Genomic DNA, 18,908 nt, shown 5'->3' on the forward strand with positions numbered 1-18,908 from the left:
ATTAAACCATTGCCCCCTCTTTTGGTTTGCTTGTTTCATAAAGCAAACAGGAAACCTCATGACCCGCTACAATTTCCGCAAGCTGCGGTGTTATTGTTTTGCATTCTGGCATTGCTTTCGGGCAACGATTCGCAAAACGACAGCCTACTTGAGGCATCTTTTGAAGCGAAGGAACGATCCCCTCAATCGTACTTAATGTTTCTACCTCTTCATCCATTTTCGGAATTGCATTCATAAGCAATTCTGTATATGGGTGTTTTGGATTGTGAAATAATGTATCAACATCTGTTCTCTCAACGATCTTCCCTGCATACATGACGATTACTTCGTCACACATTTCAGCAACGACTCCCAAGTCGTGAGTGATCATAATAACAGCCATATCGTTCACTTCTTGGATTTCTTTCAATAAATCTAAGATTTGTGCTTGAACCGTAACATCTAAAGCTGTTGTTGGTTCATCAGCAATTAACAGCTTAGGCTGGCAAGCAATAGCAATGGCAATCATCACACGTTGTCTCATACCACCGGATAATTGATGTGGGTATTCATCAACAATTTTTTCTGGTCGAGAGATACCAACACTTTTCAATAAAGCGATACTTTTATCACGCGCTTCTTTTTTAGAAATGCTCATATGGTTGAAAAGTGTCTCTTGCAATTGATAACCAATTGTAAAAACTGGATTCAAAGAAGTCATTGGTTCTTGGAATATCATTGATATATCTTTTCCACGAATCTTATTCATTTCTTTGTCCGACATCTGTGCAATATTTTTTCCCTCGAATACAACCTCCCCATTACGTATTGAACCAATTCCCTTAGGAAGCAGCTTCATTACTGATAAGGACATTACACTCTTACCACAACCTGATTCTCCTACAACACCAACAATTTGTTTTGGCTTCACATTGAAGGATACATTATCAACTGCATTATATAATTTGCCCTCAATACTGAAGGCTGTTTCTAAATTCTTCACCTCAAGTAGTGGTGATTGGTTTTTTAAGTTTGCTTCCGTGCTCATGGGCTACACCTCAAACTTCTTAATTATTCAGACAAGTTGCTATATTTAAATAGTATATTATTATAGTTCGACAATAATTGCAATATTTTTTTATTAGAAATATCACAATTTGCCGAATAATAGTAAAAAAACCCATATATTATGGGTTTAATCATTAAAAATATTACTAAAGTTTAAATTTTCAGAAGGAACAGAAAACAATTTATTAATGGAATATATAGTTTTTTTATTATATTCAGAAATTATCTTATATCCTATAGCATATCCTATCATATGGGGTACAAGCTTTCTTCCAAAAAGTAAATCATCATGTAATGGATTTCTTTTCTTTAATTTTAATCTACTTTCAAAATCACTTTTCCAAAACTTTTTTAACATCTTATCAGAATAGCCTTTTGTCCACTTTGCTAAATACTTTTCACCACAATAATGTTCCACTGCATACTCAGCTAATCCTTCTAATACCAAGGAGTCAAGCAATGTATAGTCCAGTGTATTCCCTTTCATATGTTGCATTCTTGTTGCATGATTATATTCATGAATGAATAATGCTTCCCATTCTTTTTCATCATCTATTTCACCTATAAAAAATAAAATTTTATCTTTAAAAGTAACCCCTGATTTTCCATTTGTCTGGCGAATTAATCCATGATTGTATTTGTTAATAGGTAATATATAAATATTAATCTCAGGACCGCTCCAAAGCTTTTTGTATTTCTTATAATATTGGGCCATCTTCTCCCATGCTTGTTTTTCCTTTAATACTTCTAATAAATCCTTTGAGCGTCTATGGGGCCGATACATACCAAAGAACTGCAAATATTCATAATAGGCACGAGCATTTTTAATTGTGGGATCAATTTTCTTACAAATTTTTTCTGGTTGATCCATTAACTCTTCTAACCATTGATCTGTACGAATTACCCCAATAGGACCCACCTTCTTTCGTTCTATTCTGTTTATTCTATGACTAAATAATCAAAGGGATCTATAAAAGCAACAAATATTCTATATTATTTTAAATCTCCAAAATTTCAAAGGTCAAAATAAGGGTTGTGAAGTAAAAAGTTTATGCTTTTCCTGTACCACTAAAAAAAGGACAGGAATCAATATCCTGTCCAAAACATTCATATTAATATTTCTTAAATACTATCGTTGCATTATGCCCACCAAAGCCTAATGAATTACTCATTGCTACGTTAACCTCTTGTTTTCTGGCACCGTCCGATACATAATCTAAATCACATTCTGGATCCGGTGTTTCTAAGTTAATCGTAGGCGGGATCATTCCTTCTTTGATCGCCAATACTGAAAAGATTGCTTCAACTCCACCTGCAGCACCAAGTAAATGACCAGTCATTGATTTAGTTGAGCTAACAGCTAGCTTGTATGCATGCTCTCCAAATACTTCTTTTACAGCCATTGTTTCGTATTTATCATTATACTCTGTACTTGTCCCATGTGCATTAATATAATCAACTTCGTTCGGTTGGATGTTTCCATCATTCAAAGCAGCTTGCATGGCACGAACACCACCTTCACCACCTGGTGCTGGCGCTGTAATATGATGCGCATCACCTGTTGCTCCATATCCAACAATTTCTGCATAGATGTCTGCACCACGGGCAAGTGCATGTTCTAGTTCCTCAAGTATAAGAATACCTGCCCCTTCACCAATGACAAACCCATCACGGTTTAGATCGAATGGTCTACTCGCTGTATTTACATCTGGATTAGTTGATAAGGCCGTATTTGCGCAAAATCCTGCTACTGACATTCTGGTGATAGGCGCTTCTGCCCCACCAGTAATCATAACATCTGCATCACCACGTTGAATAACCTTAAAAGCATCGCCAATTGAGTTTGTACCTGTTGCACATGCAGTTACAGTACATGAATTAATACCTTTGGCACCTAAAAAAATAGATACTTGTCCTGCAGCCATGTCAGGGATCATCATAGGTACAAAAAATGGACTGACACGACGATATCCACGTTTTTGGAACGTTTCAAATTGATTTTCAAATGTTTCCATTCCACCAATTCCTGAACCGATCCATACACCCACACGATTGGCATTGTCTTCATTAATGGTTAAGTTTGCATCCTTTACCGCCATCATTGAAGCAGCTATTGCATAATGTGTAAAACGATCCATTTTTCTTGCTTCTTTTCTTTCAATATAGTTTTCAATATCAAAATCTTTTACTTCAGCAGCAACTTTAGCAGGATATTCTTCTGCATTCACTCTTGTTAATGGTCCAATACCGGATTTACCAGCAATGATATTTTCCCATGATGTTCTTGCATCATTTCCTACTGGTGATACTGCTCCTATTCCAGTAACAACTACACGTTTATTTTCCATTTCTCTATCTCCTTCCAATTCAAGAAGATTATCATTTTATTTAAGCTCTGTTCTTACATTTATAGCTATCATAAGCCAAAAGAGCATTCGTTACTTTTAACATAATAACCCGAAATAAATGAAAGTTCCAGTTTTCTAGTTACCTACCCCATCGAAGTGCAATTGCACCCCATGTCAATCCACCACCGAAACCAACTAGCACAATGACATCATCATCTTTAATTTTTCCTGCTTCATATTCTTCAACTAATGAAATTGGAATCGAAGCAGAAGAGGTATTTCCATATTTATGAACGGTTTTAGACATCTTTTCAATTGGCAATTCCAATCTTTGTCTTGAGGCTTCCATAATACGGATATTCGCTTGATGGGGAATTAGAAAATTAACATCCTCTTTAGTTAATCCTGCTCGTTCAATGACATTAATACATGATTCACCCATTTGTCTTACAGCAAATTTAAACACTTCTCTACCATTCATAATAATATGATTGTTTTCATCTTCATACAAGTGTTTTCTACCAGATCCATCTGCACCTAAATCAAAGGCTAATACTCCTCTTCCCTCTGAAACCGGCCCCATTACCGCTGCACCTGCACCATCACCAAAGAGGACAGCTGTATTTCGGTCTTCCCAATTAGTAATTTTAGATAGCTTTTCCACACCAACAATCAGCACATACTTATAAGCATTTGTTTCAATAAATTGTTTAGCCGTCACTACACCGTACATAAAACCAGAACAAGCTGCGCTTATGTCCATTGCCGCCGCTTTTTTTGCACCTAAACGGTCTTGAAGCATACACGCAACTGATGGAAAAGGTTGATCAGGTGTCACTGTTGCAACAAGAATTAGATCTAATTCTTCAGGTGCTATTCCTGCATCTTTAATCGCTTTTGCAGCAGCTTCATAAGCCATATCAGATGTATTCATATCTTTATCAGCAATTCTTCGTTCTTCAATTCCTGTTCTTGTACGAATCCATTCATCTGATGTGTCCATCATCTTTTCTAAGTCAAAATTAGATAATACCCTCTCAGGACTAAACTTTCCTACTCCAATGATTCCTGCATTCATAAAGAGACATCTCCTTTATAGATGTGTTAACAAGACAAATCAAAACTATATTTTCTTTGCTTTTCGCTCAACTTATTATAGGCTTTGAATTCATATTATCATTCGGTTACATTTATAGTTATTATTATGACCTGCTACTAATTATAGCAGGTCGATTTTTTTTTGTCACTATTCAAGATTTGAATGCATACCCGGGACACTCATCTATTCTTAAGACATGTATGTAGCATAATTTGAATATTAAGGAAGGAGGGAATAACCATTGAGTGAGGAAGCAATTCAAGAAAGTAATGAGGAAACTAGAGACAATAGCGAAGGAATTGTACATCCATTTGACAGAATGTTTTTCGGTAATGTTAGAGGGGAAAGGCCAGCACCCCCTATAAATCAAGTAAATAATCAACCAAAAGAAACAGATGATTTATTATCAAATCTCTTAAATAATCCGAAGTTACAAAATATTGATTATGATAAAATGATGAATCATGTGGATAATCTGTTCAATTCCTTGAATGAATTGAAACCGATGTTTCAAAAAGTGTCTCCAATTATAAATAAATTTCTTCAAAAAGATAAATAAGAAAAGCGTAAGTGTATTGATCAGAACAGATGTACCTATAAGACGATAATTAATTTAAGTTTTCATATCCCTTAAAAAAGCTTCCATTTTCATGGAAGCTTTTTTCTATAAGAAATATTTTGTTACCTATTTTAATGCATCATTTTTTCCAAGCTCATACGCTTCATTCATCACCTTAGTGAATAATTCCATAAAAGGTTGAAGCAATTCAAAGGAAATCTCCACTCCCGCTTGATCTAATTTTTCTTTTGCCTCTGGTAAGTATTTCATTGCTATTTGCATAAATTCCATCGATTTGTCTTGATTCATTTCTCATTTCCTCCTACAAGCTAACATTTACTTTGGTAATTCTCCTGTTTCTTTATATTTTTTGACAAAACGTTTCATTTTCCTTTGAAATTTTTCGTCAACTCGGGGACTGAATTTCCCCATTTCTATTACACCATCTTGGAAGTCAAATGAAAGATTCCCTGATTGGAGAGTACCCTCTGCATATTTTTTTGCGACAATATCATAAAGCTTACTTGCTTGTTGAATCGTACTTGTTAGAACTGTATTTTTCCCTAAGTCCGATTGATCTGAAACATAGCCTATTGCATATAGACCTTTTTCTTTAATTTTTTCAATGACCAGTACATTAAAGCCATCACCAGCTGGGTATACCACATCTACTTCTTCATCTAATAATTTGTCCAAAAGCTCTACAGCTTTTTGTCCATCATCCCAATTATCAGTATACTTTAATAAGACGGTAATATTTGGATCCTCATATTTTGCGCCTTCAACAAATCCTTTAATTTCTGGCTGCCAGCTATGGGTTGCAATAATACCTATTTTTTTTGTGGTTGACATATGTGCCGCTGTCATTCCACCAAAAAAACCCATTGCGTGGCCTTCAAATCTTAAACTAGTTGTATTTTTTTGTGTTGCATCCCCATTGAAGCTAACGAAATGAATAGTAGGATATTTTTTAGCTATTTTATTAAAAGTATCCGCGTATTCCACTCCATGTCCAAAAATTAAATTTACATTTTTTTGTTTAAATTCACTGACAGCATGTTCGATGGCAGACGCATTTTCAATTCCTTCTTTATAATAGACATCGACATCAAAATTATTTTGAATATTCAACAGACCCTTATACCCTTTTGTTCCCCAGACTTGATCATTGATTGTTTCAGGTACTAACATTCCTACCTTGTTAAGTTTACCTTTATCAACCCCATTTGAGCAACTTGATAAAAGTAATATACAGGCAATGATAATTAATAACTTTTTTATCATGCTTACGCATACTCCTTTTTAAAGCTCTATCATTAATATTTTTAGAAATAATAAGAGTTACATAAATTCCTTTTCTATTTTACTTCTGAAAGGAGAAATAGCAAATAAATTATTATTTCCGAAAATAATGCTGTTTTTGCTTTTCAAGTGCTTGCTTAAATGACATATTTTCTTTGACACTAATTTTTTTCGAAAACTTTTCCATTTTTCGAATTTCCTGTTGATTCTTTTGTTGAAAAGTTGGATTTAAATAGTTTACACACTTCCACCATATATCCGTATGACCACTTTCAATGAAGACTGTCTCTCCATATAATTCCATGTCAGTATTATCTAATATTGTTCGGACTGCATCCTCGATATAAAGGGCATCTTCCAAATCATCTATGTAATTTTGATGCTGTTGTTCATTTATAAGCTGTTGAAATAAAAATTGATTTGGTTGCCATGGACCATAAATAGTAGGTAGAAAAAATTCAATCCAATGCGATTTTCTTGTTGTTTGTAATAATTCATTTCTAATCTCTTGGTAGATTGTATTTTCGTTAACTCTCCATTGGACAGGGCTAATGAAAATAATTAATTCAACTCTTGGTTCAATCATCTGATAAAGTGTTGTAAAGCTTTTATGCCAATCCTCTACGATTTTATTATTACGTTGAATAAATAAATCATATAATGGTATAAAACAAATATATGATGGATGGTTGAGCTGTATAGAATTATTTATCATTTCATAGGTTAAATTTGCATTTCTTCCTATTTCTAGCCATTTATCCTCTGCCTGTTCATCTAACATCATCTCATGCTCCAAAGCAATCACTTCAAATCCTTCATTTAACAATTGCTTACAAAGCTCAAAGCCTATAAATTGCTGAGCAGCAAAAACTATGGCCTGCTCCATAAAAAAGACCCCCTCTTATAAATAACTCATCCTTATAAATAATCGTATGCAGCCCTTCTTTAAATTATTTTTATGTCTTCCTATATTAAAAAGGGAGCTCACACAGCTCCCGCTAGATTGTCTTATATAATACTCTCATTTTCTTGTAGGAATTTAATCATTTTCCTAGTAATATATTCGCGATTTTCTTGCAATATAAAATGATTATTTACTTGTCTTTTATGTTGTTTACGAGTTTGAATAATAGCATGAATAATACTTTGTTGATCCTTATATAAATTTTGATCGACAACTTGTATAAAACATAGTGGCTGCATTAATTTTTCATAGGTTTCCTTCATATTTAACTTGACTTTATTCTCTTTATGAGCAATTTCGATTTCCTTCATTAATTTCTTATAATAAAATTTTCTGTCCTTTTCTTGCTGCAAATGATCATCAAGTGAAATGCATGGTGAAAATAAGACGACAGAACGAATATTATTCTCCATTAATAAAATCAGTTGGGCTGCAATAAGGGCTCCCATCCCTTCTGCAAATATATGAATTTTTTTATTCAATATTTCTTTTCTCATAATAATTTGGTAAAGATTATATGCGTGATCGACTGCCTGACGATTACCCCAGTTTTTTCCAAATAAATTAGAGTAAAAAACGGTGTAACCCGCTTCTAGTAACTGATCAATCATTTTTGCTCGTCCTGTATTTTCGATCCAGACGCTTGAATTTTCATGAACGTAGTGCTGTTGATCCCCTAATATAAGTACTGCAAATCCATTAGGTCTTTTGGGATAATGTAACATACACCATTGTTGATCAAACAAAAATGTGACAAACATTATTTAAAACTCCTCTTAAAAGCGATTGAAAAGTTCGTGTAAATTTAACAATCATTTTTACAGTATTGGTCATTATAATGTATGCAAGCCTTTTATCTTTAGACAGTGGATTTACCTAAAACTAGATAAATTTTAATATAAATTATATAATTTTTGTGAAATCCATTTATAAAAGTCATTAGATATGATAATATGAAACGGAAATCTTAATAATGTTTACATTTATATACATAATTTAAAATAATCGGGGTGAATGAATTGAAATTTATCGCTACTCTTTTTTGGACTTTTATTCTTGTGCAAGTTTTAGGTTATGTTGCAAGTTCAATGACGAATACAGAGTATAGTATTCAAACGATCTCCATTATCGGCGTTATTGCAACTGTTTTAATTGCGATTTTAGCAGCAGCTATTCCGAAACCAGAAGTGGAAACTCATTAATAAAAGGGATTGTCTATTAGGGGCCTGATACCATCTGAAACTACTTTATCTAGTTTTTCTAGATATCGTGTGATGGTGTCAGGTCCCTTTGTATTTTAGACAATCCCTTTATTTTTCGATTGTTACTTTTAGTTCATCGTTCTCGACTGAAATTACGACAGTACTTTGTGGATGTATATTTCCTGCAATAATTTCCCTTGCTAGCTTTGTTTCTACATGATGCTGTATATATCGTTTTAACGGTCTTGCTCCATAAACAGGATCATAAGCTGATTCTGCTATCCTACTTAATGCTTCATTTGTAATAGTTAAATGGATGTATTGACCACTTAACCTAGTTTGGAGTTGCTGAATCAATTTAGTGACAATTCCTTTTACATTCTCAATGGACAATGGCTTAAATAGAATAATGTCATCCACTCTGTTTAAAAACTCTGGTCTGAAGGATGCTCGGAGTTGACTTAATACTTTTTCCTTCGTTTCCTCTGAAATTTCTTCTGCGATATTGTTACGCTCTAACAAGAAGACTGAGCCAATATTAGAGGTCATAATGATAACTGTATTTTTAAAATCAACTAATCTTCCTTGGGAATCAGTCACACGTCCATCATCAAGAATTTGTAATAACACATTAAATACTTCAGGATGAGCCTTTTCTATTTCATCTAATAATATTACGGAGTATGGTTTTCTTCTAACAGCTTCTGTTAATTGACCACCTTCTTCGTAGCCTACATAACCAGGCGGTGCTCCAATTAATCTGGAAACAGTATGTTTTTCCATATACTCAGACATATCAATCCGAATCATATGTTCTTCACTATCAAATAAAGTTTGAGCTAAAGCCTTAGCAAGCTCGGTTTTTCCTACTCCTGTTGGTCCAAGAAAAATAAATGAGCCAATCGGTCGGTTAGGATCCTTAATACCAGCTCTAGCTCGTAATACTGAATCACTCACTAATTTTACTGCTTCATCTTGGCCTATCACTCGTTCATGAAGGATTTGCTCTAATCTTAATAGCTTTTCCCGTTCGCCTTCCACAAGTTTTGTTACGGGGATTCCTGTCCATCTACCAACAATTTCAGCAATTTCTTCTTCTGTTACTTCTTCACGCAATAATTTATTTTCCTTCTGATCTGCAGACATCGATTGTTCGATATTTTTCAATTCCTTTTCAAGTGCAGGAATTTTACCATGTCTTAGCTCTGCTGCTTTATTCAAATCATAATTATTTTCTGCCTCTTCAAGTTGCCTTCTTAGTTTTTCTAACTGTTCTCGTTTCTCTTGTATAACCTGTAATTCTTGCTTTTCAGCCTGCCATTTTGCTTTCATTTCATCGGCTTTTTCCTTTAAATCCGCCAAATCCTTTTGTAATAACTCCAACCGTTCTTTACTCGCCTCGTCCGATTCCTTTTTCAGGGCTGCCTCTTCAATTTCTAATTGCATTACTCGTCGCGTTACTTCATCTAATTCACTTGGCATAGAATCAATTTCAACGCGAATCGTCGCACAAGCCTCATCTACTAAGTCAATGGCTTTATCAGGTAAAAAACGGTCAGTAATATAGCGATTGGATAAAGTTGTCGCTGCTACAAGGGCTCGATCATGAATATTGACGCCATGGTGAACTTCAAATCTCTCTTTTAAACCTCGTAAAATCGAAATCGTATCCTCTACGGTTGGTTCTTCCACTAAGACTTGTTGAAAACGTCGTTCTAAAGCGGGGTCCTTTTCAATATATTTTCGATATTCATCTAAGGTTGTCGCACCAATGCAATGTAGTTCTCCTCTTGCAAGCATCGGTTTGAGCATATTGCCAGCATCCATTGCCCCATCTGTTTTACCAGCCCCCACAATGGTATGAAGTTCATCTATAAACAGTAATATTTGGCCATCACTCTTTTTTATTTCCTGAAGTACGGCTTTTAATCTTTCTTCAAATTCTCCACGAAATTTCGCACCTGCGATTAACGCTCCCATATCTAGGGAAAAGATCGTTTTATCCTTTAATCCTTCGGGAACATCCTTCCTTACGATTCTCTGCGCTAATCCTTCTACAATGGCTGTTTTCCCCACACCGGGTTCACCAATCAATACAGGATTATTTTTTGTTTTTCGCGAGAGAATGCGGATCACATTCCGAATTTCACTATCTCGTCCAATAACGGGATCTATTTTTCCTTCTTTAACAGCAGCAACTAAATCCCGACCATATTTTTTTAATGTTTCATATGTCGCTTCAGGGTTTTGTGTAGTCACGCGTTGATTCCCCCTTATTTTCATGATTTCTTCCTTTAGTAAATCACTCGTGATATGATGTTTTCTTAAATATTCTACGATTTCGTTTGATTGAAGTTTCATTAGGGCAAGAATAAGATGCTCTACTGAAATATATTCATCCTCAAATTCTTTAGCTTCCTTTTCAGCCTCATTCAATAAATTTGCTAATTGAGTCGATATGTATGGGTTTTGATTGCTTCCTGTGACTTGAGGCTTTTTCGTCATCATTTGATCCAGTTTTTCTTTAATTTCATTTGTATCAAGACCGACTCGATGATAGATACTGGTTAGGAGACTATCCGGCTTTTCGATTAATGCGCTCCATAAATGAACAATATCAATTTCTGGATTTTGGTACTCGATACTTAATTGCTGTGCGGAAGCAATAGCTTCCTGAACTGTAAATGTGAATTTTTGAATGTCCATCATTTTCACCTCACCCATATTTTATGTGAAATCACTTCATATTCCTAGTAAATCTATTTGTATGTAATCGATATACGTGGCTTTACAATTTTATCTGCGTAAAATTTGATACATCCGCGATTTTTTTGATATATTATTTTATTTGAAAAAAGATGACCCATTTTGGGCCACCCTTTTAAGGTTTGCGTTTATATGTCCATTGACGATTATGATTTGAAGATTCTGGAAAATGATCCCCAGCTTTTAACTTTACTTGCTTTGGATTGACAACTGGACTTCCAGTCTCTCCAATTTCAACATATATACCGTTGTTCGGAGCTTTATCTCCTGATCTAAAACGATGACTTTGTCCCATGAGAACATTCCCCCTTAATAAGAATCACCACAATATTTATTTTGTGTAATTTCAACAAGTTCTTACTAGGGAAAACTTAACAGAAACAAGTTTAGAAAAAATGTTTATAAAAAAAAGGAACGAAAATGTTCCCTTTATTAATCTGGAATACCTAAGGCAATTTTTGCATAGCGAGACATGCGTTCTTTTGACCAAGGTGGATTCCATACAATATTTACTTCTGTATCCTTCACTTCAGGAAGATCTTTTAATGCTAACTGAACTTGGTCAACGATTATGCCAGCAAGTGGGCAACCCATTGCGGTCAAAGTCATTGTAACAATCGCTTTCCCTTCATCAGTCATTTCTATATCATAAACAAGTCCTAAGTTTACAATGTCAATCCCTAGTTCAGGATCGATTACTTGTTCGAGCGCACCAAGAATACTTTCTTTTAAATCTGCATCCATTACTTTCACTCCTTCATCTTTCGATTATCTTCATCATATCAAAAATCGCTAAATTGTAAAATTTTTAGCTATTTATCAACCATTTTTCAAACCATTTTACTGTTTCAAGAAGACCCTCTCGAGAAACCTTGTGACCTGCAGTTTCATCCGTTAGAAAGTAAATAGTATCAGGATTTCCCTTATATTGATCTTTTATTTGATTGTAAAATGCAAAGGTTGGGTCATACGGTACCATTTTATCCTTTTTTCCGTGCCAGAACATTAATGGGCGATCATTAAGTTTATAAGGTTGTAAACTTAAATCATAAGGTTCTAAGGCTTGATACTGTTCTTTTAGCTGTACATCTGAGAATGGAATATGAGCACCTATTTCTCTAAAATGCTCAATTTGTGCCTTTGCAAATTTTACGTAATTCGGACTTCCCATTAAGCTAACGGCTGCTCGTATCCATTCATACTGTGTTAATGCACCTAAGGTAATGATCCCACCCATTGAAGTACCAACTACGCCAATAGATTTCTCATTCGCCTGTTCTGCTTGTACATAAAAATTCTTTATTGTGTTTAATTCATGAATGGTTTGAATAATCACATCCCAAAAACGGAACATTCTTTCAGTCTGTGAAATATTGTCTTCTCTTTCTCCATGGTATTTTGCTTCAGGTAACACCACTCTAAAACCCTTTTCGGCTAATAAATAGGCATAATGTAAATTATGTTCTTTAGCGGATTCAAAACCGTGTATAAAGATGATAAATGGTAATTTTTGTTCTTTGATTGTATCTTTTACAAGATGTAAAACGGGAATCGAATCAATCTGCTGTTTCTCAATAATGACCACTATTCTCTCTCCTCTAGGATGTTATCCTTCTAATTGACTGTAACATTTAGTATATTTAAATTAATAGCTATATTTTAACAGAAGCTCTTTTCTATTAACCACCCTTGTGAAAAACAACTAATGCAAAAAAAATACACATTATGTTCTATGAACTCAACTATTCGTTTAAGGAGACATAAAATGAAAAATCAATTTTTAATTGCTTTAGATTTAGATGGTACACTTTTAACCGATAATAAAACCATTTCAGAAAGAACATTAAAAACATTAAAAAGACTTCAACAGGAAGGCCATATTGTTATGATTTCAACAGGTAGACCTTTCCGCTCTAGTGTTCAATATTATCATGAATTGGAATTAAATACACCTATCGTAAACTTTAATGGAGCATTTGTGCATCATCCATTAGATGAGAATTGGGGAAATTACCATAGTCCAATGGAATTAGATGTAGCCAAGCAAATTGTAAATTCATGTAATCAATACAATGTCTATAATATTGTTGCGGAAGTTTTAGATAATGTTTATTTGCACAATCATGACAAAAAGCTATTAGATATTTTTCATATGGGTAACCCCAATATAACTACAGGAAATCTCAATCAAATGTTAAATGATCATCCAACCTCTCTACTAATTCATGCAGAAGAAAAACATGTCCACCATATACGAGAACATTTGAGTACGATGCATGCGGAGGTTATTGACCATCGTCGCTGGGGAGCTCCTTGGCATATTATTGAGATCGTTAAATCTGGATTAAATAAAGCTGTTGGTATTCAAAAGGTAGCGGATTATTATCAAATTGATCAAAAAAATATTATCGCTTTCGGAGATGAGGATAATGATTTGGAAATGATCGAATATGCTGGAGTAGGAGTAGCAATGGGGAATGGTATTAAACCATTGAAAGACATTGCAAATGAAGTTACTTTTTCTAATATGGATGATGGGGTTTCAGTCTTTCTGGAAGACTTCTTTAAACTAAAATAAAATGCCATTTATTTCTCGTTTTATTATCCCTAACATGATTCATACTATTTATTGAACGAACAGTCATAATTAGTTTCGTTCACACTTGAATGAAAAGGCGGTGTTTCGTTTGGGTAAAAGAAACAAGTCTAAACGCTTTGTTCAACAAGGAAAAGACGCTGTGGCAAAACATGCAGAGCGATTTCCTTATCGTTCCACTTTAGCTGAGGCAGAAGAACAACAAACTGAGCTTATGAAAGAGTCCTCCTTAGGAGGAATAGAATAATGGCGAATAGATTGTTTCAACAAGCGAGACAGTATGTAGAAATGGCAAAAGATGCTTCTGGGAATGGAAACCAACAGGAACTAATTTCTAAAGCAAAAAATGCCTTGTCTTCTGCATATGCTAATTCAACCTTTGCTGAACAGCAGCAATTACAAGAACTTCAATCAGAAATTGATCGACTAAAATAGCTGCCTTATGGCAGCTATTTTTTTATCCAGTTAAGTTTATTCCTTTCTAAAGAAGCCAAAAATCCCAGTCGTTTGAACAATATTAGTAAATGCATTAGGATCTACCTCTTTAATGATATGTTCTAGGTCATATAATTCATATCTTGTTATGACAATCATTAGCATCTGTCGTTCTTCATTAGAGAACGCACCCTTTACCGGGATCAAAGTAATTCCGCGCACCAATTTTGAATGGATAGCCCTTTTTAATTCCTCTGACCTCTTTGTTATAATCATCGCTGTAAGTTTCTGATACCTTGTATGTATAGCATCAATCACTCTTGTAGAAGCATATAGTGATAAAAGAGTATACAATGCCTTATCCCAACCATATACGGCACCAGCAGTTATAACGATTCCCGCATTTAAAATAAAAAAGTAATTTCCAACAGGCTTGTCCTTCATTCGTGATAAAACCATAGCAATAATATCAAGTCCACCTGTTGAAGCACCAAACTTCAAAGTAATTCCGACACCTACGGCAGTAATAACACCTCCAAAAACAGAGTATAATAGGATATCACTTGAAGTTTTTTGGATTGGAATAACTTCCAATAAAATAGACATAAAAATTACCGAAATAAAGCTGTATAAAGTAAAGATCTTCCCAATCTTTTTCCATCCTAAAATTGCAACAGGTATATTAAATAGAAATAATAATAATCCTGTTGATAGATGTAATGGTGTGAATTGAGTAATTATTTTAGATAATAATTGTGCGATTCCTGTAAATCCACTAGCATAAACATTTGCTGGCTTCAAAAAATAGTTCATTGCAAATGCATTGAGAACAGCACCAATAAAAACAACACCTAGTTTCTTTACATGTTCCCATACTGAATCAATTTTCATAATCAACCTCCTTCTTTTATTGATTTACCCAAATCCCGTATGTTCATACTGAAAGGATTGTGATTTTCGCTAAAAATGGTACACTAAAATGTGAACTCATAAATTTATTTATATATTTTTTAATTTTTAGGGGTGAAAAAATATGGGTGTCAAAATATTTGCAGATAGCGCCAGTGATATGCCACTATCATTTTTTCAAGAAAATCAAGTGACATTAATACCTCTTCGCGTATACATAGATGAAACAGAATATGAAGACTTGCAAACGATCAATCCTAAGCAAGTATTCAAAGAAATTAGAGCTGGAAAAATGCCAAAAACATCTCAACCTACACCGCAAGTTTTCCAAGAAGTGTTTACAGAATTAGCCAAATCTAATCAATCTGGGATCTATATTGCTTTCTCCTCTGCACTATCTGGAACATATCAAACGGCTGTTATGGTCCACGAACAAGTAAAAGAAGAGTATCCAAATCTAGATCTTACAATTATTGATACAAAATGCGCTTCCGTTGGGTTTGGATTAGTTGTAAAATCAGCAGCTGAGATGGCAGCTAATGGGGCTTCAAAGGAAGAAATTATTGATGATATCCATTTCCGCAGTCAACATATGGAACATTTATTTACAGTCGAAGACCTCGATTACCTCGCAAAAGGTGGACGACTTTCAAAAGCTTCCGCATTCTTAGGTGGCCTTTTAAATATTAAACCACTCTTACATGTCGAAGAAGGGAAACTTATCCCCATCGAGAAGATTCGCGGCAAGAAAAAACTTCTAAAAAGAATCCTTGATGTTATGGAGGAAAGAGGAATCGATTTAGAACATCAAGTGGTTGGTATCAGTCATGGAGATGACGAAGAAGCTGCCCTTGAAATGAAAGCAATGATTCAGGAACGGTTTGGGACAAAGGATTTCTATATTAATATTATTGGTTCAGCCGTTGGATCACATGCAGGTCCCGGAACACTTGCACTATTTTTCTTAAACGCAAAGAAATAGCTTTCATATTCTCCTTTTGATAAGGGAATGTTACTACTTGAAAGGAGAATGAAATCTATGCCACATACATCAGATAACGACAAGAAAGCAAAAGATAATAATGCATTACGCCATGAAAAAAATATGATGCGTGAAAAAAATCGTAAAGCAGGTAAAAACCAGTATTCGAAAAAGACGGATCATCTATAATACAGGCTCATGTGTGAGATTAAAACTAAGTTTCAATTCACCAAAAACAACCATCATAATAAACAAGGCCATTTAAGCCTTGTTTTTTTTAGTCTCTAACAAATTGGTTGGACTTTCCACTTGTAATTTGCTATTTTTAAATATATAGGCTTTAAAGAGCCATTGTATATTATATTAGTAATAGGAGGTTACTCCATGGCAAAAGAAAGTTCTTTTGATATTGTATCGAATGTTGATTTTTCAGAAGTAACTAATGCGATTAATCTTGCAATGAAGGAAATTCAAACACGATATGATTTTAAGGGAAGTAAGAGTGAAATCAGTTTGGATAAAGAAGAGCTTGTCCTTATATCTGATGACGAATTTAAAATGAATCAATTAAAAGATGTCCTCTTTAGTAAGCTAATAAAAAGAGGAGTTCCTGTTAAAAATCTGGACTATGGCAAATTAGAAGGTGCCTCTGGTGGAACTGTTCGACAACGTGCAAAGCTTATTCAAGGCATCGATAAGGAAAACGCCAAAAAAATTAATACAATCATTAAAAACAGTGGTGTAAAAGTAAAGAGTCAAGTTCAGGATGATCAAATTCGTGTAACGGGAAAAAGTCGTGATGATTTACAAAAGATCATTGCTGCAGTACGGGAAGCAGACCTATCTGTTGACGTGCAATTTGTAAACTATCGATAGAACGAATGGGCTATTAAGCCCAATTCGTTTTTTTATTGCCTTTGATTTTTCCTATTGCATGTCTTAAAATACAGCTGTTTTCGTATAGTTTGTTGCTTTTGTAAAAGCCCAATTGCCGGCTTGTACACCCCATAAAGGATTCCAGCGGTTCCTATGGAAATTGCAGCTCTTTTCCCAGTAAAATGAAAGGTGTAACGATCTTCAGCTGATAGTTAAATAGTTAACTTAAATAGGAACAATGTTTAAGAAAAGAGCCTAAAATAAAGAAAATAACAATGATTATTTTACAAATCTTGACATAATTATTTCATCGATATAAGTGCCATCATCAAATTTAATATGTTTTTTCTTCCTTCCTTCTTCTATAAATCCCAATGATTGATATAAATGAATTGCTCTTTCATTATGAGCAAAAACTTCGAGTAGAACTTTTTCAATTTGAGGATGACTTTCTGCCCACTGTAACATTTTCATAATCATTTTCCTGCCTATCCCTTTATTCCAATAATCCTTTTGAATACTTATACCAAACAAGCAATTATGACTGACTCTTTTTCTTTGTGAACGTGATGCATTTAAAAAGCCAATAATCTTACCGTTGTCTTCAGCAACTAGCATATAATTACCTATTTTTGACTGTTCCTCTATCCAGTCACGTTGCCTTTCAATTGTTAATGTAAATTCTTCAGGAGTGGTTAATAAGAACGTAGATTGGGTAAACACTAATTGTGTATGCTGGAGTAATTTTGATGCATCTTCTAATTTAATTTCTCGAATCGTAATTTCCATTAAAAAAAGCCCCCTTTAACTTATTTTAACAAAGCTGTTTTCATTATGTATATTGCTTTTGTAAAAGCTTAATTTCTAGCTCTTATGCCTAAATAAACACTTTAACGATTCTTATGAAATTTATAATTGGGAAAAGAGCCTTTAACAAAAAAAGGAGTGAGATTATGTCTAATCAACAATCAAAAAAAACATTACCAAAACAACATCAAACACAGCAACCTGGTGTAGAAACAGAAATGAACCCAATCCCTAAATCAATCAATCCAGGTTATAAAGGCAGTGGAAAACTTTCGGGAAAAACAGCGATTATTACGGGAGGAGATAGTGGAATTGGTAAAGCTGTTGCTATCTATTTCGCTAAAGAAGGCGCTGATATTGCCATATGTTATTTAAATGAAGATCAAGATGCACAAAATACTAAAGAATTAGTTGAAAAAGAGGGGAAAAATTGCTTATTAATTCAGGGAGATTTAGGAGATGAAACGCACTGCAAAACTGCTATTAAACAAGTAATTGAACAGTTTGGAAAGATAGATATACTAGTTAATAACGCTGCAGAACAGCATCCACAACAAAGTATTTTAAATATTACTAAGGAACAATTATTGAGGACGTTCCAAACGAATATTTTTTCTTATTTTTTCATGGTACAAGCTGCCCTTCCACACTTAAAAAATGGGAGTAGTATTATTAATACTGCTTCGATTACAGCATATGGAGGAAATAAACAATTGATTGATTATTCCTCTACGAAAGGAGCAGTCGTCTCTTTTACAAGATCACTATCACTTTCTCTTATAGGTAATGGAATTCGAGTGAATGGTGTCGCACCAGGTCCTATTTGGACACCACTTATTCCATCAACATTTTCCGCTGAACAGGTAGAACATTTTGGAGCGGATGTACCAATGAGTAGACCAGGACAACCATTTGAACTTGCCCCAGCCTATGTATATTTAGCATCCGATGATTCTAGCTATGTTTCAGGTCAGATTATTCATGTGAATGGTGGTACGATCATAAATGGTTAGCGG

The 18,908-nt window shown here is 34.3% G+C and carries 23 protein-coding genes; 9 read left to right on the forward strand and 14 right to left on the reverse strand.

Features of this window, described 5'->3' with window-relative positions:
- Window position 1: 1 nt before the first annotated feature.
- From MHI39_RS17700 to MHI39_RS17715, 4 genes are all read right to left on the reverse strand, one after another.
- Window positions 2-1,027 carry an ABC transporter ATP-binding protein gene (locus MHI39_RS17700; protein WP_342539860.1) on the reverse strand — a complete coding sequence of 342 codons (1,026 nt, stop codon included), beginning with the start codon at window positions 1,025-1,027 and terminating at the stop codon, window positions 2-4.
- A gap of 147 nt (window positions 1,028-1,174) precedes the next feature.
- A complete protein-coding gene (locus MHI39_RS17705) occupies window positions 1,175-1,966 on the reverse strand; it encodes a DUF2268 domain-containing putative Zn-dependent protease (protein ID WP_278890267.1) in 792 nt (263 codons plus the stop codon).
- Between the two features lie 193 nt (window positions 1,967-2,159).
- Entirely contained in the window at window positions 2,160-3,395 is a 1,236-nt protein-coding gene (gene fabF / locus MHI39_RS17710) for a beta-ketoacyl-ACP synthase II (RefSeq protein ID WP_259546046.1), read from the reverse strand.
- Window positions 3,396-3,534: 139 nt separating this feature from the next.
- On the reverse strand, window positions 3,535-4,473 hold the full coding sequence (locus tag MHI39_RS17715) for a beta-ketoacyl-ACP synthase III (protein WP_058004800.1): 939 nt from the start codon (window positions 4,471-4,473) through the stop codon (window positions 3,535-3,537).
- Window positions 4,474-4,735: 262 nt separating this feature from the next.
- Here MHI39_RS17715 and MHI39_RS17720 point away from each other — a divergent pair, with 262 nt between their 5' ends.
- Entirely contained in the window at window positions 4,736-5,053 is a 318-nt protein-coding gene (locus MHI39_RS17720) for a hypothetical protein (RefSeq protein WP_278890266.1), read from the forward strand.
- Between the two features lie 126 nt (window positions 5,054-5,179).
- Here MHI39_RS17720 and MHI39_RS17725 read toward each other — a convergent pair whose 3' ends face one another.
- The 4 genes from MHI39_RS17725 to MHI39_RS17740 all read right to left on the reverse strand — a co-directional run bounded on the left by MHI39_RS17725 (window position 5,180) and on the right by MHI39_RS17740 (window position 8,080).
- Window positions 5,180-5,362 (reverse strand): ComZ family protein, encoded by a 183-nt coding sequence (locus MHI39_RS17725; protein WP_058004798.1) that lies wholly within the window; start codon window positions 5,360-5,362, stop codon window positions 5,180-5,182.
- A gap of 27 nt (window positions 5,363-5,389) precedes the next feature.
- Entirely contained in the window at window positions 5,390-6,337 is a 948-nt protein-coding gene (locus MHI39_RS17730) for a BMP family ABC transporter substrate-binding protein (protein WP_342539861.1), read from the reverse strand.
- A gap of 112 nt (window positions 6,338-6,449) precedes the next feature.
- Window positions 6,450-7,241 carry a hypothetical protein gene (locus MHI39_RS17735; RefSeq protein WP_278890264.1) on the reverse strand — a complete coding sequence of 264 codons (792 nt, stop codon included), beginning with the start codon at window positions 7,239-7,241 and terminating at the stop codon, window positions 6,450-6,452.
- A 122-nt stretch (window positions 7,242-7,363) separates the two neighbouring features.
- Complete coding sequence (locus MHI39_RS17740) at window positions 7,364-8,080, reverse strand: alpha/beta fold hydrolase (RefSeq protein WP_278890263.1); 717 nt, start codon at window positions 8,078-8,080, stop codon at window positions 7,364-7,366.
- 258 nt (window positions 8,081-8,338) lie between these two features.
- On the opposite strand from MHI39_RS17740, the gene MHI39_RS17745 reads away from it, so the two are divergent.
- Window positions 8,339-8,521: a YjzD family protein gene (locus MHI39_RS17745; RefSeq protein ID WP_058004794.1), complete on the forward strand. Its 183-nt coding sequence runs from the start codon at window positions 8,339-8,341 to the stop codon at window positions 8,519-8,521.
- 108 nt (window positions 8,522-8,629) lie between these two features.
- Here MHI39_RS17745 and clpB read toward each other — a convergent pair whose 3' ends face one another.
- From clpB to MHI39_RS17765, 4 genes are all read right to left on the reverse strand, one after another.
- Entirely contained in the window at window positions 8,630-11,227 is a 2,598-nt protein-coding gene (gene clpB, locus MHI39_RS17750) for an ATP-dependent chaperone ClpB (RefSeq protein WP_280618259.1), read from the reverse strand.
- Between the two features lie 175 nt (window positions 11,228-11,402).
- Window positions 11,403-11,582 carry a YjzC family protein gene (locus MHI39_RS17755; RefSeq protein WP_058004793.1) on the reverse strand — a complete coding sequence of 60 codons (180 nt, stop codon included), beginning with the start codon at window positions 11,580-11,582 and terminating at the stop codon, window positions 11,403-11,405.
- A 137-nt stretch (window positions 11,583-11,719) separates the two neighbouring features.
- Window positions 11,720-12,031, reverse strand: coding sequence for a metal-sulfur cluster assembly factor (locus MHI39_RS17760; RefSeq protein ID WP_058004792.1), 312 nt, complete (start codon window positions 12,029-12,031; stop codon window positions 11,720-11,722).
- Between the two features lie 64 nt (window positions 12,032-12,095).
- The gene (locus tag MHI39_RS17765) at window positions 12,096-12,872 is read right to left on the reverse strand and encodes a prolyl oligopeptidase family serine peptidase (RefSeq protein WP_280618211.1); all 777 of its coding nucleotides are present in this window, start codon (window positions 12,870-12,872) and stop codon (window positions 12,096-12,098) included.
- A 180-nt stretch (window positions 12,873-13,052) separates the two neighbouring features.
- Between MHI39_RS17765 and MHI39_RS17770 the strand changes: the two genes are divergently transcribed.
- The 3 genes from MHI39_RS17770 to MHI39_RS17780 all read left to right on the forward strand — a co-directional run bounded on the left by MHI39_RS17770 (window position 13,053) and on the right by MHI39_RS17780 (window position 14,318).
- Window positions 13,053-13,865, forward strand: a complete 813-nt coding sequence (locus tag MHI39_RS17770) for a Cof-type HAD-IIB family hydrolase (RefSeq protein ID WP_058004790.1) — start codon at window positions 13,053-13,055, stop codon at window positions 13,863-13,865.
- A 109-nt stretch (window positions 13,866-13,974) separates the two neighbouring features.
- A complete protein-coding gene (locus MHI39_RS17775; protein WP_169792992.1) occupies window positions 13,975-14,130 on the forward strand; it encodes a hypothetical protein in 156 nt (51 codons plus the stop codon).
- Window positions 14,130-14,318, forward strand: coding sequence for a DUF3813 domain-containing protein (locus MHI39_RS17780; protein WP_071976846.1), 189 nt, complete (start codon window positions 14,130-14,132; stop codon window positions 14,316-14,318). Before MHI39_RS17775 ends, MHI39_RS17780 begins: the two co-directional genes overlap by 1 nt.
- A gap of 36 nt (window positions 14,319-14,354) precedes the next feature.
- On the opposite strand, the gene MHI39_RS17785 is transcribed toward MHI39_RS17780, so the two are convergent.
- Window positions 14,355-15,209, reverse strand: coding sequence for a YitT family protein (locus MHI39_RS17785; protein WP_058004788.1), 855 nt, complete (start codon window positions 15,207-15,209; stop codon window positions 14,355-14,357).
- Window positions 15,210-15,351: 142 nt separating this feature from the next.
- Here MHI39_RS17785 and MHI39_RS17790 point away from each other — a divergent pair, with 142 nt between their 5' ends.
- From MHI39_RS17790 to MHI39_RS17800, 3 genes are all read left to right on the forward strand, one after another.
- Window positions 15,352-16,209, forward strand: a complete 858-nt coding sequence (locus MHI39_RS17790) for a DegV family protein (RefSeq protein WP_251338115.1) — start codon at window positions 15,352-15,354, stop codon at window positions 16,207-16,209.
- A 57-nt stretch (window positions 16,210-16,266) separates the two neighbouring features.
- Entirely contained in the window at window positions 16,267-16,398 is a 132-nt protein-coding gene (locus MHI39_RS17795; protein WP_071976845.1) for a DUF3941 domain-containing protein, read from the forward strand.
- Window positions 16,399-16,593: 195 nt separating this feature from the next.
- Window positions 16,594-17,085: a YajQ family cyclic di-GMP-binding protein gene (locus MHI39_RS17800; protein ID WP_058004786.1), complete on the forward strand. Its 492-nt coding sequence runs from the start codon at window positions 16,594-16,596 to the stop codon at window positions 17,083-17,085.
- Between the two features lie 279 nt (window positions 17,086-17,364).
- Here MHI39_RS17800 and MHI39_RS17805 read toward each other — a convergent pair whose 3' ends face one another.
- Window positions 17,365-17,874: a GNAT family protein gene (locus tag MHI39_RS17805; protein WP_180213251.1), complete on the reverse strand. Its 510-nt coding sequence runs from the start codon at window positions 17,872-17,874 to the stop codon at window positions 17,365-17,367.
- Window positions 17,875-18,038: 164 nt separating this feature from the next.
- On the opposite strand from MHI39_RS17805, the gene MHI39_RS17810 reads away from it, so the two are divergent.
- Window positions 18,039-18,905: an SDR family oxidoreductase gene (locus tag MHI39_RS17810; RefSeq protein WP_342539862.1), complete on the forward strand. Its 867-nt coding sequence runs from the start codon at window positions 18,039-18,041 to the stop codon at window positions 18,903-18,905.
- The last annotated feature ends 3 nt before the right edge of the window (window positions 18,906-18,908 follow it).

Source organism: Heyndrickxia sp. FSL K6-6286 (assembly GCF_038630395.1).
Lineage (GTDB): Bacteria > Bacillota > Bacilli > Bacillales > Bacillaceae_C > Heyndrickxia > Heyndrickxia oleronia.

Excerpts from the sequence above, each read along its gene's own strand:
- MHI39_RS17700 (WP_342539860.1), bottom strand. The coding sequence starts at position 1,027 with ATGAGCACGGAAGCAAACTTAAAAAACCAATCACCACTACTTGAGGTG.
- fabF (WP_259546046.1), bottom strand. The coding sequence starts at position 3,395 with ATGGAAAATAAACGTGTAGTTGTTACTGGAATAGGAGCAGTATCACCA.
- MHI39_RS17715 (WP_058004800.1), bottom strand. The coding sequence starts at position 4,473 with ATGAATGCAGGAATCATTGGAGTAGGAAAGTTTAGTCCTGAGAGGGTA.
- MHI39_RS17725 (WP_058004798.1), bottom strand. The coding sequence starts at position 5,362 with ATGAATCAAGACAAATCGATGGAATTTATGCAAATAGCAATGAAATAC.
- MHI39_RS17730 (WP_342539861.1), bottom strand. The coding sequence starts at position 6,337 with ATGATAAAAAAGTTATTAATTATCATTGCCTGTATATTACTTTTATCA.
- MHI39_RS17735 (WP_278890264.1), bottom strand. The coding sequence starts at position 7,241 with ATGGAGCAGGCCATAGTTTTTGCTGCTCAGCAATTTATAGGCTTTGAG.
- MHI39_RS17740 (WP_278890263.1), bottom strand. The coding sequence starts at position 8,080 with ATGTTTGTCACATTTTTGTTTGATCAACAATGGTGTATGTTACATTAT.
- clpB (WP_280618259.1), bottom strand. The coding sequence starts at position 11,227 with ATGGACATTCAAAAATTCACATTTACAGTTCAGGAAGCTATTGCTTCC.
- MHI39_RS17755 (WP_058004793.1), bottom strand. The coding sequence starts at position 11,582 with ATGGGACAAAGTCATCGTTTTAGATCAGGAGATAAAGCTCCGAACAAC.
- MHI39_RS17760 (WP_058004792.1), bottom strand. The coding sequence starts at position 12,031 with ATGGATGCAGATTTAAAAGAAAGTATTCTTGGTGCGCTCGAACAAGTA.
- MHI39_RS17770 (WP_058004790.1), top strand. The coding sequence starts at position 13,053 with ATGAAAAATCAATTTTTAATTGCTTTAGATTTAGATGGTACACTTTTA.
- MHI39_RS17780 (WP_071976846.1), top strand. The coding sequence starts at position 14,130 with ATGGCGAATAGATTGTTTCAACAAGCGAGACAGTATGTAGAAATGGCA.
- MHI39_RS17785 (WP_058004788.1), bottom strand. The coding sequence starts at position 15,209 with ATGAAAATTGATTCAGTATGGGAACATGTAAAGAAACTAGGTGTTGTT.
- MHI39_RS17790 (WP_251338115.1), top strand. The coding sequence starts at position 15,352 with ATGGGTGTCAAAATATTTGCAGATAGCGCCAGTGATATGCCACTATCA.
- MHI39_RS17795 (WP_071976845.1), top strand. The coding sequence starts at position 16,267 with ATGCCACATACATCAGATAACGACAAGAAAGCAAAAGATAATAATGCA.
- MHI39_RS17800 (WP_058004786.1), top strand. The coding sequence starts at position 16,594 with ATGGCAAAAGAAAGTTCTTTTGATATTGTATCGAATGTTGATTTTTCA.
- MHI39_RS17805 (WP_180213251.1), bottom strand. The coding sequence starts at position 17,874 with ATGGAAATTACGATTCGAGAAATTAAATTAGAAGATGCATCAAAATTA.
- MHI39_RS17810 (WP_342539862.1), top strand. The coding sequence starts at position 18,039 with ATGTCTAATCAACAATCAAAAAAAACATTACCAAAACAACATCAAACA.